This is a genomic window from Corynebacterium sp. MSK310 (assembly GCF_030227355.1).
Classification (GTDB): Bacteria; Actinomycetota; Actinomycetes; order Mycobacteriales; family Mycobacteriaceae; genus Corynebacterium; species Corynebacterium rhinophilum.
The window spans coordinates 67,500-83,133 of the sequence record NZ_JASPFZ010000001.1 but is presented as its reverse complement, the minus strand read 5'-3'; the positions used below and the strand labels follow the sequence as shown (position 1 = coordinate 83,133).

At 60.4% G+C, this 15,634-nt stretch carries 19 protein-coding genes; 4 read left to right on the top strand and 15 right to left on the bottom strand.

The annotated features are described in order from the left end of the window. Positions 1 to 12: 12 nt before the first annotated feature. The 13 genes from lgt to hisD form a co-directional block, all read right to left on the bottom strand. The gene (lgt, locus tag QP891_RS00405) at positions 13 to 993 is read right to left on the bottom strand and encodes a prolipoprotein diacylglyceryl transferase (protein WP_284816799.1); all 981 of its coding nucleotides are present in this window, start codon (positions 991 to 993) and stop codon (positions 13 to 15) included. Positions 994 to 1,046: 53 nt separating this feature from the next. After that, on the bottom strand, positions 1,047 to 1,877 hold the full coding sequence (locus QP891_RS00400) for an indole-3-glycerol phosphate synthase TrpC (protein ID WP_284769559.1): 831 nt from the start codon (positions 1,875 to 1,877) through the stop codon (positions 1,047 to 1,049). A gap of 86 nt (positions 1,878 to 1,963) precedes the next feature. Beyond that, positions 1,964 to 2,599, bottom strand: a complete 636-nt coding sequence (locus tag QP891_RS00395) for a TIGR02234 family membrane protein (RefSeq protein ID WP_284769558.1) — start codon at positions 2,597 to 2,599, stop codon at positions 1,964 to 1,966. Further along, positions 2,599 to 2,961 carry a phosphoribosyl-AMP cyclohydrolase gene (hisI, locus tag QP891_RS00390; protein ID WP_284769557.1) on the bottom strand — a complete coding sequence of 121 codons (363 nt, stop codon included), beginning with the start codon at positions 2,959 to 2,961 and terminating at the stop codon, positions 2,599 to 2,601. The genes QP891_RS00395 and hisI overlap by 1 nt, the downstream gene beginning before the upstream one ends. Next, entirely contained in the window at positions 2,958 to 3,728 is a 771-nt protein-coding gene (gene hisF / locus QP891_RS00385) for an imidazole glycerol phosphate synthase subunit HisF (RefSeq protein ID WP_284769556.1), read from the bottom strand. Before hisF ends, hisI begins: the two co-directional genes overlap by 4 nt. Positions 3,729 to 3,764: 36 nt before the next feature. Then, positions 3,765 to 4,535, bottom strand: a complete 771-nt coding sequence (locus tag QP891_RS00380; protein ID WP_284769555.1) for an inositol monophosphatase family protein — start codon at positions 4,533 to 4,535, stop codon at positions 3,765 to 3,767. 3 nt (positions 4,536 to 4,538) lie between these two features. Continuing rightward, entirely contained in the window at positions 4,539 to 5,327 is a 789-nt protein-coding gene (priA, locus tag QP891_RS00375; protein ID WP_284769554.1) for a bifunctional 1-(5-phosphoribosyl)-5-((5-phosphoribosylamino)methylideneamino)imidazole-4-carboxamide isomerase/phosphoribosylanthranilate isomerase PriA, read from the bottom strand. A gap of 13 nt (positions 5,328 to 5,340) precedes the next feature. Beyond that, positions 5,341 to 5,973, bottom strand: a complete 633-nt coding sequence (hisH, locus tag QP891_RS00370) for an imidazole glycerol phosphate synthase subunit HisH (RefSeq protein WP_284769553.1) — start codon at positions 5,971 to 5,973, stop codon at positions 5,341 to 5,343. Between the two features lie 3 nt (positions 5,974 to 5,976). Continuing rightward, entirely contained in the window at positions 5,977 to 7,227 is a 1,251-nt protein-coding gene (locus QP891_RS00365; protein WP_284782202.1) for an MFS transporter, read from the bottom strand. Next, positions 7,224 to 7,382, bottom strand: a complete 159-nt coding sequence (locus QP891_RS00360; RefSeq protein ID WP_034659193.1) for a CG2302 family histidine operon protein — start codon at positions 7,380 to 7,382, stop codon at positions 7,224 to 7,226. Before QP891_RS00360 ends, QP891_RS00365 begins: the two co-directional genes overlap by 4 nt. A 12-nt stretch (positions 7,383 to 7,394) precedes the next feature. Next, positions 7,395 to 7,997: an imidazoleglycerol-phosphate dehydratase HisB gene (gene hisB, locus QP891_RS00355; protein WP_284769551.1), complete on the bottom strand. Its 603-nt coding sequence runs from the start codon at positions 7,995 to 7,997 to the stop codon at positions 7,395 to 7,397. A gap of 3 nt (positions 7,998 to 8,000) precedes the next feature. Next, positions 8,001 to 9,113, bottom strand: coding sequence for a histidinol-phosphate transaminase (locus tag QP891_RS00350; RefSeq protein ID WP_284795999.1), 1,113 nt, complete (start codon positions 9,111 to 9,113; stop codon positions 8,001 to 8,003). After that, a complete protein-coding gene (gene hisD / locus QP891_RS00345) occupies positions 9,114 to 10,424 on the bottom strand; it encodes a histidinol dehydrogenase (RefSeq protein WP_284795998.1) in 1,311 nt (436 codons plus the stop codon). It abuts the gene before it with no gap. A 137-nt stretch (positions 10,425 to 10,561) separates the two neighbouring features. On the opposite strand from hisD, the gene QP891_RS00340 reads away from it, so the two are divergent. Beyond that, entirely contained in the window at positions 10,562 to 11,461 is a 900-nt protein-coding gene (locus QP891_RS00340) for a YbjN domain-containing protein (RefSeq protein WP_284816797.1), read from the top strand. Here the strand turns inward: QP891_RS00340 and QP891_RS00335 are convergent. Continuing rightward, on the bottom strand, positions 11,448 to 11,879 hold the full coding sequence (locus QP891_RS00335) for a hypothetical protein (protein ID WP_284769548.1): 432 nt from the start codon (positions 11,877 to 11,879) through the stop codon (positions 11,448 to 11,450). The genes QP891_RS00340 and QP891_RS00335 overlap by 14 nt on opposite strands. Positions 11,880 to 11,997: 118 nt before the next feature. Continuing rightward, complete coding sequence (locus QP891_RS00330) at positions 11,998 to 12,759, bottom strand: hypothetical protein (RefSeq protein WP_284769547.1); 762 nt, start codon at positions 12,757 to 12,759, stop codon at positions 11,998 to 12,000. A 161-nt stretch (positions 12,760 to 12,920) separates the two neighbouring features. Between QP891_RS00330 and QP891_RS00325 the strand changes: the two genes are divergently transcribed. From QP891_RS00325 to QP891_RS00315, 3 genes are all read left to right on the top strand, one after another. Further along, positions 12,921 to 13,454 (top strand): TetR family transcriptional regulator, encoded by a 534-nt coding sequence (locus QP891_RS00325; RefSeq protein ID WP_284769546.1) that lies wholly within the window; start codon positions 12,921 to 12,923, stop codon positions 13,452 to 13,454. A 101-nt stretch (positions 13,455 to 13,555) separates the two neighbouring features. Next, positions 13,556 to 14,935, top strand: a complete 1,380-nt coding sequence (locus QP891_RS00320) for a 3'-5' exonuclease (protein WP_284816795.1) — start codon at positions 13,556 to 13,558, stop codon at positions 14,933 to 14,935. Positions 14,936 to 15,007: 72 nt separating this feature from the next. Next, positions 15,008 to 15,625 (top strand): hypothetical protein, encoded by a 618-nt coding sequence (locus QP891_RS00315; RefSeq protein ID WP_284769544.1) that lies wholly within the window; start codon positions 15,008 to 15,010, stop codon positions 15,623 to 15,625. Positions 15,626 to 15,634: the final 9 nt, after the last annotated feature.

Here is a 15,634-nt window from a genome sequence, read left to right as displayed (position 1 = left end):
CATAACCGGTCATTAGCGGCCGCTTGCTGTGCCCGAGGTGCCTTGAGCACGCGGGGTTCCCACGCGTTTCTCGTCTTCTTCGACGCCATCTTCCGCAGCGCTCTCGGCCTGCTCGCGGTGGTAACGCGGGTCGACTTCTGCTGGGGTTTCGGGGCCCTTGCGCTGCCTGTCCAGCAAGAAGAAGACGATGAGACCGGCGATAAAGACAACGGCGGAGACGATGAGGTTCACACGGACGCCAAAAATTTCGGTGGCTTCGTCAGATCGCATGCCTTCGATGAAAAAGCGGCCCAGCGTGTAGCCCACGACGTAGAGGGCGAATACCCGTCCGCGGCCCAGCTTCCATGCTTTGTGCGCCCACAACAGGAACAGGCACACCAGCACGTTCCAGATGAGCTCATACAAAAACGTTGGGTGCACTGAAGCGATCACCTCACCGGTAGAGTGCCCGTAAACCGGGGCGTATTCCCCCGCTTCATCGACGCGGTAGTAAATATCCAGCGCCCACGGAACGTCGGTCGGCCGGCCGTAGAGTTCCTGATTAAACCAGTTACCCAGCCGGCCAATGCCCTGGGCAAGGATGAGGCCAGGCGCCACCGCGTCCGCAAACGGTGCCAGGGGGATCTTCTTAATCCGAAACATTACCCACAGCGCTACGGCGCTTAAGGCGACCGCGCCCCAGATGCCGAGACCACCATTGGTGACCTTGAGGGCATCGACGGGATTGCAGGTATCGCAGAAGTACTTCTGGTTATCCGTGATGACGTGATAGAGCCGCCCGCCCACGATGCCCGCGGGGATAACGACGATGGTTGCATCCCACACGGTATCGGGATTGCCGCCCCGGGCTGTGTACCTCTTCAACGTCATCCACATACCCACGAGGATGCCGGCGATGATGCACAGCGCATACGCATGGATTGGAATGGAGCCAAGATGCCACGCCACGCCCTGCGGCGGAGAGGGAATATTTGCAAGATTCTGAGTATGCACGTAGATAGTGTGCCTTATCAGCGTGCCCGTGAGCTAGTTTGGGGTGATTTTTCCTAGGGACTCTTACGCGAGGGGCAGGCTGGGTGCTGGCCCGCAGCCACCAAAGAGCGTGCCAAGGCGGTGGGATCTTGGGCTGCCATGACGGATTCGCCGACCAGTACCGCATCCGCTCCGCGGGAGGCATAGTGGAAAAGGTTGCGGGCATTATTCACCCCGCCCACGGCGATGCGCAGGAGCGATTCCGGCAGCCCCGGGGCAATATCATTGAAGGCCTCCCGGTTGATCTCATCCGAGGCAAGGGACCACGCATTAATCGCGATGACACTGCTGCCGGCCTTGATGGCGCGGTTGACCTCCCCGCAGGTTCGCACCTCCACGATGGCGGTCATCCCCAGCGATTCCGCGCGGTCCAAGAGGGCTTCCAATCGAGCTTGTTCTAAAAGCTCGACCTGCAGCGGGATCGCATCGGCACCAAAGCAGCGGGCCTCGTGAATCTGGTACGGATCCACGATGAGATCGCGCGCCATCATCGGGATATCGATGGCAGCGCGCGCGGCCGCCATATCCTCAAGCGATCCATTAAAACGCCGCGTATCCGTCTGGCAGGCCATCAAATGCACGCCGCAGTTCTCAAAGGTGCGAGCCCATTCGGCCATCTGCTCGGCCGAGCCCACGTGGGCGATTTCCCCGGTATAAGGAACGGCACGTTTAAGTTCAGTAATGACTGAACAACCGGGTTTTAAAAGGGCTGCGCGGGCATCGCGGGGAGGCTCCATGTCCCGTGAGCGCGCCTTTATATCTTGGAAAGAAACGCGGGCTTCGCGCGCGGCGACATCCTCTAACACCCCAGCGACCAGGTGATCGACGGCAATGGGTGTGGGCATGAGCACCTCCCTCCAAGCGCGATTAAAATCACACTTAGATTAACGCTATTCGGGGCGTTTCCGGAAATTGTGCTGCGCGAACGGGGCTATTTACGGCTCACATCAGTCGGGTCGATATCGCTATCGAGCGCGTCCCACATCACACGGCCGGAATCGGATGAGGTCTCCAAATCTTCCGCCAGCTTTTCTTGGCGGGCGGCAGGGGTTTCGTATTTGCTCGACGCCTTGACCTTGTCCTTGCCTGGGTTCTGGGCCAAGAGTACGGCGCCGAAAAATGCCAGTGCGGCCCCGATAATGGCGACGATGGGGCCGAGCTTGGTGATTTCCGTGGAAATGACGGTCGCCCAATCAGAAATTGCGGCAGAATCCACCGCGTTTTCATTTGCGGACGCGCCTTGCAATATTTTTTGCGCGCGCTCGGCATCGGCGCCGCTGGTCAGCAGGCTAATAGGACTCCACGCGGCGCCTGCGGCGGCGAGGGCGCACACGGTGGCCACGATGCGGCGCCCCGTTCGGCGCAACGCTAGGCCCGCGAGTACACCGGCGAGGAGGACCAGCGTCAAGGCCATAAGCTCTAGGGACCAGGCGGACCCTACGATCTCATTGGTTGCTGAGCCTGATTTATCGTCCTCGCTTACCGCTTTTACCCAGGTGCTGCGGGAAGAAAACCACAGCACTGCCGTGCCCACCGCGATAAGGAGTGGGCCAAGTCGCCTCGTCATTAGGAATCATCCCCTAAAAGAACTGTCGCATCGAAGCAGGTCCGGTCACCGGTGTGGCACGCGGCACCGCGCTGGCGCACGGTCAGCAAGATGGTATCGCCATCGCAATCAAGGCGCACACCGAGTACGTCCTGCGTATGTCCTGAGGTCTCGCCCTTAATCCAATACTCGCCGCGCGAGCGCGAGAAGTACGTGCCCTTGCGTGTGGCCAGCGTGTGGGCCAGCGCGTGGTCATCCATCCAGGCAAGCATCAGCACTTCGCCGGAATCGGCCTGGGCAATGGCTGGCACGAGCCCTTGCTCATTGCGCTTGAGCAGCGCAGCTATCTGTGGGTCTAGCTCATAGTCTGCGGGATTGCTCATCGGCGCACCTCGTAGCCAGACTCTGCCAGGGCCTTTTTGACCTCGCCAATTTCTACCTCCCCAAAGTGGAAAATGCTGGCGGCCAGGACGGCATCGGCACCCGCTTCAACGGCGGGTGGAAAATCCGCTGCCGCGCCCGCTCCACCGGAGGCAATGACGGGAATATTCACTGTTTCCCGCACCACGCGCAAAAGTTCGAGGTCGAATCCGGCCTTCGTGCCATCAGCGTCCATGGAGTTTAAAAGGATCTCCCCTACGCCCAGCTCGGCGCCGGTCCGAGCCCATTCCACTGCATCGATGCCAGCCGATGTCGTCCCGCCGTGCGTCGTGACTTCAAACCCCGACGGTGCGTGCGCTGCGTCGGTGCGCCGTGCGTCCACGGATAAGACGATGCACTGCGAGCCAAAGACTTCCGCCAATTCGCGCAGCAGGTCGGGATTGCCTATCGCGGCGGTATTGACCGATACCTTATCCGCGCCAGTGCGCAAGAGCTCGCGGACATCGTCAACGCTGCGCACTCCCCCACCCACGGTGAGGGGGATAAAGACTTGATCGGCGGTGCGGCGTACCACATCGAGCATGGTGGACCGGCCGTGCTTGGAGGCGGAGACATCAAGAAAAGTCAGTTCGTCTGCGCCCAATTCTTCATAGCGTGCGGCTAATTCCACGGGGTCTCCTGCATCGCGCAGGTGAGCAAAATTCACGCCCTTGACTACGCGGCCTTGATCCACATCAAGGCACGGGATTATGCGAACGGCTACGGCCATGCGGGGCTTACTCCTTCACAGGTCGGTGGGGTGGGATTAATTTGTGTGGTGAGATAGGATTTCCAGGATTGTCTCGTGCACCTGCGGAGTACCAGAGACCATACCCCGCGACTTCACGGTCCACGGATTGCCCTCCGGATCCGTGACGATGCCTCCGGCTGCCTTGATAAGGAGCGCTCCCGCCGCGTTATCCCACGGGTGTGGCGAGAAATTGACGGCACCGTCAAAAACTCCCTGGGCAACGAAGGCATTATCCAGCCCCACTGAGCCCGTGATGCGTGGGCGCAAGCCGGTTTCGCGCAGCTCGTGGAATGCCGCGGTGGGCAGGTTGGAAAAACACCCCACGTGCCCACGGGCATCATCGAATTCTGGGGACTCCTCCCCTCCACCGAATCCGCCGGATGGTCCACCCGCAGAGCGCAGCGGCGATCCATCGCTGGCAACCAAGCGCCTGCCTAAAAGAGGAAAATCTGAGATGGCCGCAACCGGCTGGCCTTCGTGAACTAGGGCAACCAAGATGCCGGCCATGGGATTGCCCGCGGAATAATTTGCGGTCCCATCGATTGGATCGACCACCCACACGGTGTCATGGATGCTTCCGCCGGATTCCTCCCCATAGACCGGGATACCGGTCATCTGCTGCAAGATTTCGCGCAGCTGCTTTTCGATGGCCAAGTCCACCTCTGTGGCGAAATCGCCCCGGCTCTTAAAGTGGGCCGGTGGCGCCCCGATGCCGGATCGAAAGATGGGTTCGACTTGGTCAACGGCCGCCTCCGCGAAGGCCACCAACTCGCGCGGATCCATCATCGTTTACTCTTCCTCGGGGTCATAAGGATCGATGGGCACCTCTGCGGGAAGCGGCTCTACCTCTGCCACCGCCGCTAGCGCCTCATTCAGGCTGAAGTTTCCCTCATATAACGCCTTGCCAATGATGGCCGAATCGATGCCCTCATTTTCATACCGGGCCAGCTCGCTAAGATCTGCCAGGGAGGAAATGCCGCCGGAGGCGGTCACCTTGGCATCGGTTGCCATAGCTACCTCGCGCAGTAATTCCACATTGGGCCCAGTCAGCGTCCCGTCCTTGGACACGTCCGTAACCACAAAGCGTTGACACCCAGCGGCATCGAGGCGCTCGAGTACCTCCCAAAGATCCCCGCCATCGGAGACCCAGCCATTGCCCTTTGTGCGCCACTCGCCATCTTCTAAGCGCACCGCCAAGTCCACGGCAACTTTCTCGCCATACTTACCAAGGATCTTTTCTATCCACTCTGGGTTTTCTAAGGCGGCGGTGCCAATATTGATGCGGTTCGCGCCAGTGGCCAGCGCGCGCTCTACCCCGGCATCATCGCGGATGCCGCCGGTTAGCTCGACATTAATGCCGAGTTCTTGGGTAATCCCCGCCATCTGCTCGTGGTTGGAACCGCGATTAAAGGCAGCATCGAGGTCAACAAAGTGCAGCCACTGGGCGCCTTGGCGCTGCCACTCGAGTGCGGCGTCCCGCGGGGCGCCGTAGACCTTTTCGGTGCCGGCTTCTCCCTGATCCAAGCGCACGGCTTTTCCGCCGGCGACATCGACTGCGGGCAAAAGCGTAAAAGTCATGGTTTCATCCTACCTAGAGAGTCTGCATCCAGTTTTCCAATAGCTGCGCGCCCGCATCTCCGGATTTTTCGGGGTGGAATTGCGTAGCCCAGAGAGCGCCATTTTCCACCGCCGCCACGAAAGAATCCCCGGCGTGCGTGGACCAGCTCACCAGCGGCGGGCGGGTAATGACGGTTTCTAATTCCCAGCGGCGAACGCCGTAGGTATGCACGAAATAAAATCGCTCGTCGGCATTAAGTCCAGCAAACACAGCGCTGTCATCCGGCATCTCGACGGTATTCCAGCCCATATGCGGCAAAACGTCGGACTGCAGGCGCTCGACCGTCCCTGGCCATTCGCCGCAGCCTGTGGAGTGGATGCCGTGCTCGACGCCGGCATCGAAAAGCACCTGCATGCCCACACAAATGCCCATGACCGGCCGCTCCCCTGCTAGGCGCTGGCCGATGACCCTTGGCCCATTCACTGCCCTAAGCCCTTTCATGCAGGCATCGAACGCGCCCACGCCGGGAACCAGCAGACCATCCGCCTCAAGGGCCTGATAAGGATCCGCCGTGACGGTTACCTCCGCCCCGACGCGCTCGAGGGCACGCTGGGCGGAGCGAATATTGCCCGCGCCGTAGTCCAATAACACCACTGATTTTGTCATGGGCTATACCTTACGCATTCGACGCAACCGGGTGCGGATATCGTTGGTATCGCTGATGCGAGTCCGGCCCAGGATGAAGTCCGCCGTGGTCAAGAGCAACCCGGCGATGAGGATCGCAACCCCCGCTCCGAAAGCACCGTCGTATCCGTAGCCTGCCACCATGGCACCGAGCAGGGTCGAACCCAAGCCGGTGCCACTATCGTAGAAAATATTCCAAATGGCCGAAGCCTCTGAAACCCGCTCGCGGGGCAGCCGGTCAAACATGGATAGCAAGGCCTCGTTTTGCGCGATACCGAATGCGCCACCAAAAAGAACGGCGCCGAGCACCAGCCACCAGATGGAGCTTTCCATAAATAGGGTCAGGGAAATCGTCCCGACGCCGATGATCGCCATGATCTGGCTTGGAATGTACAAGCTACCTGGGGCCCCCGTGCGGTCTGCGACCACGCCGGCGAAATACCGAAAGATCATGGCCGCGCCGCCCACGATGGACAGCATGACGCCGGCCAGGCTGGCGCCCTTTGCGGCATCGAGTTCTTGCATTGCGGGGGACAAGAAAGAGGAAATGGCACCGTAGCTCATGGAGAAGGTAGTCAAGGCCAGGGCCGGGACCAACACGAGCTTCCAGGTGGGAACGCGGATGATATTGACTTCCTCGTCATTATCCTCGGCCAAGGTGACCTTGATCTTGGGAATGCGCAGGCACATAGCAAAGCCCAAGAAGCCGATGAGACCGGCGGTGATATAGGTAGAGGCGTATCCTAACGAATCCGCCATGAACAGGCCGAGCGGCAAGAAGATCATCTGCCCCAAGCCTGTAAATACACCAATCATGCCGGTGGCCTTGCCCAGCAGACGCACCGGGGAGAGCTCTGCAATCAGCGCGGATTCGGACACGGTGAGGGCACCGAAGCCCACCCCGCGCATGGCGGAAAATAGCAAGACGATCCAGGCGTCGGTGCCCAGCAGGTGGCCAAAGGCCGGGACGCCTAGGGTAAAAGCGGATAGCGCCATCACGCGCCGGTAACCCCAGCGGCGCAAAAGCCACGGGGACATGATCTGCGTGGCTACGGTAAAAGCCATGAAGATACCGGTGGATCCACCCGCCAAGGTCGCGGAACCGCCAGAATCAATGACGGCCAGCGGCACCACGGGAAGCAGGATGGACCAGGCGCCAAAGGCGGCTGCGATGGCTACCATCGTCGGCGTATAGCCGGGCACCTTCCAAATATTGGTCTCTTGGGACTCGCTCATTTACTAAAGCCTCCAACCATCCAGGCGATTGCCGCGGCCACGGTAATAACGGCTAAAAGCGCGGCGACGACCGTAAAAAACTTCGAGTCCTGCTGATACGCGGACCAAGCCCCTCCTACCAAGAGGCCTGCCACCAAAAACAGGATGAGGATCATAAACTGCACGGGCTACAGGGCTCCCTTCGTCGAAGGGATGCCAGTCTGGCGCGGATCTTGGTCCACGGCAGCGCGCAGCGCGCGGGCTACAGCCTTGTATTCCGCCTCGGTCACGTGGTGCGGATCGCGGCCGTAGCGCACGTTGACGTGCAGGGTAATGGCTGCGTGCGTGGCCAGGGATTCGAAGAAGTGGCGGTTAATCACCGTGGCATAGTGCCCGCCGATGATCTGCCACTGCAGGTGTTCCGGCTCGCCATTCATCACGAAGTATGCACGGCCCGAAAAGTCCACTACCGCCTCTACCAGCGCTTCATCCATGGGTAGTAATTGGGAGCCGAAGCGGCGAATCCCGGCCTTGTCCCCCACGGCTTCCCGCAGGGCCTGGCCTAGCACGATGGCGGTATCTTCCACGGTGTGGTGGGCGTCAACCTCCACATCACCGGTGGCCTTTACCTGCAGGTCAAATAGACCGTGTGTGGCAAATGCGGTAAGCATATGGTCAAAGAACGGCAGCCCAGTGGAAATATCGCTTTTCCCGGTGCCGTCTAGGTCGATGGAAACGGTGATATCCGATTCCGATGTTGCTCTTTGGGCACGCCCCACACGGTTTGTCATATCTCACTCCTTTGAAGTATCCGCTCCTACTGTAGTCGCTAGCTTTTCCGCCGCAGCCAGAAAGGCCGCATTTTCTTCTGGCAGGCCGATGGTCACACGCAAGTACCCGTCGATCCCTACATCGCGGATGAGCACCTCTTCGTCCAAGAACTGTTCCCACACGCGGTGTTGGTCTGCAAAATTGCCAAAGAAAAGGAAATTCGATTCGCTCGGCATGACGGTATAGCCCATCTCGTGCAGGCGCCCTGCCACCGTGTCGCGTTCGGCGGCGATGGTCGCCACGGTGGCGAGGGTATCTGCGCTGTGACGCAGGGCCACAGTGGCCGCTGCCTGGGATAAGACGGACAGGTGATACGGCAGGCGCACCAGCATGATGGCCTCCACAAAGGCCGGGTCCGCCACGAAGTACCCCAAGCGACCGCCGGCAAAGTCGAAGGCCTTCGACATCGTGCGCGAGACCACGAGCTTGGTGGGGTATTTTTCTAACAGGCTCGTCGCGGACGGCGAGGAAGAAAACTCGGCGTAGGCTTCGTCGACGATGACGATGCCGGGGGCGGCATCGATAAGCGCGGCAATATCCTCCAGGCTGGTTACCCCGCCGGTGGGGTTATTTGGGGTAGTAACAAAGATGACGTCGGGCTGGTGCTCGGCCACCGCCGCCAAGGCACGGTCCATGTCGATGGTGAAGTTCTCATCGCGCGGGCACTCGATAAAACGCGTGTGGGTACCAGCAGAAAGGATCGGGTGCATGGAATATGACGGCGTAAATCCCAGCACGCTGCGCCCGGGCCCGCCGAAGGCCTGCAAAAGCTGTTGCAGGATCTCATTGGAACCGTTGGCTGCCCAGACCTGCTCGTAGGTGACATCCACTCCGGTTTGCTGCGAAACATAGCGGGCTAACTCGGTGCGCAGTTCGACCGCATCGCGCTCTGGGTAGCGGTTGAGCGAGCTGGCGCAGCGGCGGACCTCGTCCACGAGGGCATCGACAAGCGCGGGCGAAGGCGGGAAAGGATTCTCGTTAGTATTGAGTTGGTAGGCCACCCGCAGCTGCGGGGCACCGTAAGCGGTCTCGCCGCGCAATTCCTCACGCAGCGGTAGGTCATGTAGCTGGGCCATTTATTTCTCCTCGAATCGGGCTCGAATGGCCTCCCCGTGGGCGGGAAGGCGCTCGGCATTAGCAAAGGCAATGACGTTGGGGGCGATTTCTTCCAGGGCGCCGCGGTCATAATCGATGAGATTGACCGGCCGGAGGAAGGTGTGGGTAGAAAGCCCAGCCGAAAACCGCGCCGTGCCCGAGGTAGGCAGCACGTGGTTGGAACCGGCCGAATAGTCCCCTAAAGGCACCGGGGAATACGCCCCGACGAAAATGGCGCCGGCGTGGTTGATGCGCTCTGCCACCGCGTGCGGCTCCGCGGTGTGGATTTCTAGGTGTTCGGCGGCATAAGCATTCGCCACGGCGATGCCCGCGTCCACGGAATCCACCAGCACGATGCCGGATTGCTCGCCGGTTAAAGCCTCGGCGGCGCGGGCGGAGTTCTCCGTTGCCGTATAGCGGCGCTCAACCTCCTGATTTACCTGCTGGGCCACGCTTTCCGATGCCGTAATTAACACGCTTGCCGCCATCGGATCATGCTCCGCCTGAGAGATGAGGTCATAGGCAACGTAGACGGGATTTGCGGTCTCATCCGCCAAAATGGCGATTTCGGTCGGGCCAGCCTCCGCATCGGTGCCGACCACCCCGCGCACCGCCCTTTTCGCCGCCGCGACAAAGATATTGCCCGGCCCGGTAATCATGTCCACGGGCTCTACGTCTTCTTCCGCATCGCCGTAGGCCAAAAGCGCTACCGCCTGGCCGCCACCAACGGCCCAAACTTCCTCCACGCCCAGCATGTGGCACGTGGCCAAGACCGTAGGGTGTGGCAATCCTCCGTGATCTTTTTGCGGCGGGGAGGCGACCACCAAGCTGGAGGCACCGGCCTCTTGCGCTGGCACGGTATTCATGATGACTGAAGACGGGTAGACCGCCTTGCCGCCGGGAACATAGAGGCCAACGCGCTCGATGGGGCGGAAAACCTCGGTCACGGTGGCGCCGGGTGCCAGCTGCGTCGTGTGCGGATCCGGCTTTTGGTCAGCATGCACGCGGCGCACTCGCGCAATGGAGGCCTCGATGGCCGAGCGCACCTGGGGATCAAGTTCTTCGGCGGCCCGCTCCAGTTCCGCCTGGGGCACGCGCAGGGACGACGGGCGCACCCCATCGAATTGCTCCCCATAATCCAACGCCGCTTGGACGCCTTCGTCGCGCACCTTATTCACCATCGGCACGACGGTGCCCATGACGGAATTGACATCGGTGCCGCCGCGCGGAAGAACGCGGCGCAGCGTGGCGGGGCGAAGCTGTTGACCGCGGAGATCGATGGTTCGAAGCATTCCTGGCTCACTTTCTGGTTGATCACCGTGGGCTATATCTGTAGACAAACCAATATACTATCGCCCAAAGCGCCGCGGGGACACCCTCTTGAGCGATAGACTCAAATCAACTTCCAGCGAAGGCGAGTGTGCGGTGCATGATGATCGAATTTGAATCCACCAGTCTTGAGCGGCACCTGCGCGCCATCGTCCGCGAGCTTGATTATTCCTATTGGGCGCTACCTACTGGGGAACTCGTCATTTCCCATGGGCAGGAGGGGTCCACTCTGGTATTTGTGTCGCAGGCCGACGATGTGGTTGTCCACCTGCACACCACTCTGCGCGGCGCGGTTGACTTGGGCGAGGCCGCCGCGCTGTCCCGATTTATCACCGCGTGGAATGCCGATTGCCTCTACCCCACCGCCGTGCTGGACTATGACGAGGCAGGTTTGCTAGTGCTGAGTGGGCAGAGCCACTTCAGTACTGGAACTGCACCAACGCACGATCAATTGGCCGCTTTTGTGCCCGCCGCACTCAACGGCGCAGAGGTACTCATCAGCGTGGCGACGCGCGAGTTTCCCACCCTGGCCCAAGAACCAGAACTTGTGCTCGCTCCAGACGATGCCGCTATACAGCCCGCGTTCACTTTGGATCTCCTCGCCGCCGCTCTGCCGCAAATAGGCATCGACCGCTTCCATAGCGATGGGGAAATCTGCCTATTTGCCCTAGTCAATTCCATCGCTTGCACCTTTACCCTCGACTCTGGGCCAAGCCTTATCATCACGGGCCGGTGGGATCTGAATGCGGATGAGGACGATTTCACCCGTTTGTTTTTGATCTGCAATGACTGGAACCGAGCGAACCACAGCGCCACGGCCTACTGCCGCTCCACCGACGACGGCCTCCATATCCATGTCGATGTGCCGACCCTGACCGGGGCGGGCCTTAACCAAGGCCAACTGCTGCGGGTTTTAAGCCACAGCCTCGATGCCATCCTGCACGCAATCGATGACATCGCGCGAGAATTCTGTGGCAGCTCCCCGGTTAAGTGGGCGTAACTACTTCACGTTGCGCACTGGCCTCTTGAGCGGACTCATTGCCGGCAGTTTCCCAGTCCGCGTCGGAGCTAATAAACGCGGTACACCAGTAGGAAAACATGGCCAAAAATGGGGCTACAGCCCAGGCCACGGCTGGCGAAAAATTCGGCGCAAATTCCACGACGTCCCCTGGGTTCTCCGGCGGGTGCGTTGCGGTGATGCCACCAAAGACGTAGAAGGAAGCCGCACCGGTAAGCGCGCATAGCCCTACCCACAGCATCATCGAGAGACCGCGCCCGCGGCGCTGGGAAAATGCAGCCAGTCCGAGGCACAGCCCCAAGAAACCCGTGACGAGTGCAAAGGTCATAAACGCGACGAATTGTGCGTTGCCCACCGCTTCAATGGCGTAGCCGCCACCGTCAACAGCATGCCCGGTCATCGTAGGTCGCAAAAACCCCCAAAGCGCGCCACAGATGCCGAAAACGAACAGGGAACACGCCAGGAGCCCCGCACCGAAACCGAGAGTGCGGGGCAAGCGAGCTTGGCGGAAAGACAATTTAGTTACAGAAGGTCCAGTTACCGTCCTCGCGGCGGAAACGAACGGTGGAGGTATCGGTACCTTCCGGGTTCGACACGCTCACGGTAGCGGAGGCATCATCGCCATTGACCACAACGTCATTGATCGATTCCAGCTTGGTGGAGGTAGGGATGGCCTCTAGCTGGTTGGCGAACTCGTTAATCTTGGCATTGCCCTGGCTTTGCTGGCGCATGGAGTTTGCGTATTCCGCAAAGGACTGGTTGGGCAGGCTATCGACGTAGTTGAGGTACTGCTGAAAATCCCCGGACTCGCCTTCGCGCACGGCCTTGCAGGCATGTGCTGGCATGTAGCCAAAGTAGTCCTTGACATTGTCAATCTCATGCTGTCCGCGCACCAACTGCTCAATGGCCTGCTTATCGCCATCGCTTGCTTCGTGCCCACCTTCAATGGGCTTGATGTCCTGGGCGTTGGCGAAGGGATCGTCCCCATTCTCAATGGGGTTTGCGTTGGCGCCCGCATTGCCGCCTTCTTCACCCTTCTCCTTAGGGTCCTCGGCGGCCTTTTTCTTGTCCTTTTCTTCCTTCTTGTCCTTATCGGCGTCTTTGTCCTCAGACTTTTTCGCCGATTCCTTCGCGGAGGTCTCAGAGGACGTGGTAGCAGGCGAAGACGACGTGGTCTTCGTCGAATCGTCCTCATCGTCCGAGCTACATGCAGCTAAGGCAAGCGGGGCAACCATAGCGACCGCGAAAAGGGACTTCTTTGCAGGGGTCAAAAAGGACAAGGGAGAGCTCCTGAATCAATCTTTCGAATGCGAAGCCGCCTCACGACGGGTTCTGTTGTCCCCGCAATCCTAACAATGCAAGTTTGCAAGAGACATTATTGCAGTCTTAAAAGTACCTGTGAGCTATTCCTTGCCGCGCTGAAACACGTACAATTTCCACTGTGCAACTACATCGCGAGAGCATCATCGAGGCCGCCACGACCCTATTGAATACTTATGGGCTTGCCGATGTCACCATGCGCCGCGTCGCTTCCTCTCTCGGCGTTGCTCCAGGCGCATTGTATTGGCACATCGCCAATAAGCAGGCGCTCATTGCCGCTCTTGCCGAAGATACTATCGCCCCTGTCGCCGGCTCCACGCTGGAAGAGATTAGCCTGCACCTGCGCGAATTGCTCCTAGCCCGCCGCGATGGAGCGGAGGTTGCCATAGCTGGGCTCTCCCAGCCTGATTCCCAGGCATGGGATCACCTCGTCGCGCAGTTTAGCTCCGCCACCTGCCCCGATTTCGATGATACTGCTCGCAAGGCCGCTGCCCTTTCTGCAGTTCACCTCGTCCTAGGCGCCACGCTTCTCGAGCAATCTCAGCGCCAACTGCTAGAAACCACCGGCGGGACCACCGCGGCCGACTATCGCGCCGATTTGGTGCATGGCGTGCAGATTATCAATGCCGGTTTGCAGCACAGCGGGGCGGATTAAAACTCTTCACCCCCGCGGCGGATTTCCCATCAGCACAAGCGAGTACGATCTCTGTGCAGCAGCCCTCTTTAGATTGTCACCTCAGAAGAAAGGCCATTTTCGTGTCGTATCCCGCGCATGGCGTATTCATCGATGTCACTGCGGAAAAAATCGTGCTTCACCGCAGCCTGCTCTCCCGCAGCTTGGGCGCGCCTGCCACCGCAGAAATCGCGCTCGATGCCATCGATGACCTGCGCGTCCACGAACCCACCGCCACCGGTTTTGGTTCGCTGTCCCTAGGCAGTGCCGGCAGCATTGCCTTCGCGCCGCACCAGGATCCCCACCGCGTGGCGCGCGCCATTGAGGCGGCACAAAAGGGCGACGCACCGGCGGAAGCAGCAGCCGCTCCCGAACCCGCAGCAGCTACAACCCCAACCGCTAGCGAAGAAAACCCAGGGCTTGATTTCGTTGCGGTAGATGTAGAAACCGCCAATGATAATTGGGGATCCATCTGCCAGATCGGCGCCGTGCGTTACCGCGATGGCCAAGAAACCGCGTCCCAGTCGTGGCTGTGCACCCCGCCCCCAGGTTTGGAGCACTTTGCCGAAATCAATATCTCCATCCACGGGATTACCGCCGCCGATGTCGAAGGAGCAATGCCCTTTGCTACTGCGGCCGCAGAGCTCTTTGACTTCATCGGCAGCGATATCATCGTCGCACATAATGTCCAATTCGACTCATCCGCGCTGCGCTCCGGGTTGCTGGCAGCCGGGGCCGATGTCCCCACCGTCCCGCTGGCCTGTTCGCTCGCTTTGTCCCGGGATGCTTCCAAGCAAGGTGTTATTTCGGTGGCCAACCACAAGCTTCCCACCGTGGTGAACCACCTTGGCGGTGCCTCTTTTACCCACCACGATGCCACCGAGGACGCCCGCGCAGCCGGCACCATCATCACCAGGCTGGCCCAACGCTTCGGGCATACCGGAAGCATCACCGATCTCTTTACCAGCCGCGAGTTTCGCCTCGGCCGCCTCGGATCCTCGGCCATCCTGCCGGTCCTGCGCGCGCATACTGCGCCCACCTCCGGCGACGATCTGGGCGCCGGCACCGATTTCCGCGATTCCACCCGGTCCGCGGGAACTAGCAAGAAACCCACTTCGTCCAACCGAGCGCCGTGGCAGGCCGTTGCCACCCCGGATACCATCCCAGAACCCAACCCCGACGCCGATCCCCAAGGCGCACTCTACGGCCAGCACGTCACCCTGACCGGCGATTTCGAGCCATACGATAAGGGGCTGCTGTGGCAGGGCATCGCCAAGCGCGGTGGGCAAGTGGGCAAAAACGTCACCAAGAAGACTACGCTGCTCGTCGTCGGCGAATGGGCGAAGAAGACCTCCAAGGAAAAGCGCGCCGAAGAGCTGCAAGAAAAGGGCCAGGACATCACCATGTGGACCGGCGCCCAGCTCTTTTCCGAGCTGGAGCTCAACGCCGAGCCGCCTTTTTAAACCCGCAGGGAACCACCCGGCCATTTCTCCAGTCCAATAAGGGCGGATACTCACGACCCTGGAGAAATCGCCATGACCCTTACGCTCGACGCACCCCGCCCCACCACCGCTAATTTGCTGCCGGCGCTATTCGCGCGGTCGTGGATTAAGCACCAGCGGCTTTCCGATGACGGCTTTTGCGACTCCCTCGCCACCATCCAGCTTTCCCCCAACCTGTCGATGGCGCTGGTCTTTCCCGGGCAACGCACTTTTCGCCGGCTCAGCCACCGCGGCCTCGCGGACTTGGATGTCTCGACCCGCCAGGCGTGGAATTGTGCCTCGCTGAACCTGCAACGCGCCGCGCTCGACTCGCAGGGCCTGCGCTTTTGGACTCGCCCTGCCCACTGCGCCCTGCCTGCCGCAGCGCCCTATGGAGGCCTGCAAGTCCGCTCCCACGGCGCCCCGATTTCTTCGTGGTTAGCGCACCCAGAAACCTTCACCGTGCTGGATAAACACATGCGTCGCCTCATGCGTTCGCATTCTTTGACCTACCTGGTGCCGGATTCCGCGACGGTTTTTGTCTTCGCCCACTTACCCGATGAGTATGCCCGCGACCTCGCCCACACCGCCGCCGAACAACTTCCCCGCCATCGCACCGTTTTACATTCGCGCCCGCTAGTATGGTCTAACGGATTTCCCCGCGAATTATGAGAGGAGCAC

Bases quoted from the DNA above. Each gene is read 5' to 3' on its own strand.
- QP891_RS00365 (WP_284782202.1), bottom strand. From the start codon at position 7,227: ATGAGCGAGTCCCAAGAGACCAATATTTGGAAGGTGCCCGGCTATACG.
- QP891_RS00315 (WP_284769544.1), top strand. From the start codon at position 15,008: ATGACCCTTACGCTCGACGCACCCCGCCCCACCACCGCTAATTTGCTG.
- QP891_RS00380 (WP_284769555.1), bottom strand. From the start codon at position 4,535: ATGATGGATCCGCGCGAGTTGGTGGCCTTCGCGGAGGCGGCCGTTGAC.
- QP891_RS00350 (WP_284795999.1), bottom strand. From the start codon at position 9,113: ATGGCCCAGCTACATGACCTACCGCTGCGTGAGGAATTGCGCGGCGAG.
- priA (WP_284769554.1), bottom strand. From the start codon at position 5,327: ATGACTTTTACGCTTTTGCCCGCAGTCGATGTCGCCGGCGGAAAAGCC.
- hisF (WP_284769556.1), bottom strand. From the start codon at position 3,728: ATGGCCGTAGCCGTTCGCATAATCCCGTGCCTTGATGTGGATCAAGGC.
- QP891_RS00395 (WP_284769558.1), bottom strand. From the start codon at position 2,599: ATGACGAGGCGACTTGGCCCACTCCTTATCGCGGTGGGCACGGCAGTG.
- hisI (WP_284769557.1), bottom strand. From the start codon at position 2,961: ATGAGCAATCCCGCAGACTATGAGCTAGACCCACAGATAGCTGCGCTG.
- QP891_RS00335 (WP_284769548.1), bottom strand. From the start codon at position 11,879: ATGACCGGGCATGCTGTTGACGGTGGCGGCTACGCCATTGAAGCGGTG.
- hisB (WP_284769551.1), bottom strand. From the start codon at position 7,997: ATGACAAACCGTGTGGGGCGTGCCCAAAGAGCAACATCGGAATCGGAT.
- hisH (WP_284769553.1), bottom strand. From the start codon at position 5,973: ATGACAAAATCAGTGGTGTTATTGGACTACGGCGCGGGCAATATTCGC.
- QP891_RS00360 (WP_034659193.1), bottom strand. From the start codon at position 7,382: ATGATCCTCATCCTGTTTTTGGTGGCAGGCCTCTTGGTAGGAGGGGCT.
- QP891_RS00340 (WP_284816797.1), top strand. From the start codon at position 10,562: ATGATGATCGAATTTGAATCCACCAGTCTTGAGCGGCACCTGCGCGCC.
- hisD (WP_284795998.1), bottom strand. From the start codon at position 10,424: ATGCTTCGAACCATCGATCTCCGCGGTCAACAGCTTCGCCCCGCCACG.
- QP891_RS00400 (WP_284769559.1), bottom strand. From the start codon at position 1,877: ATGCCCACACCCATTGCCGTCGATCACCTGGTCGCTGGGGTGTTAGAG.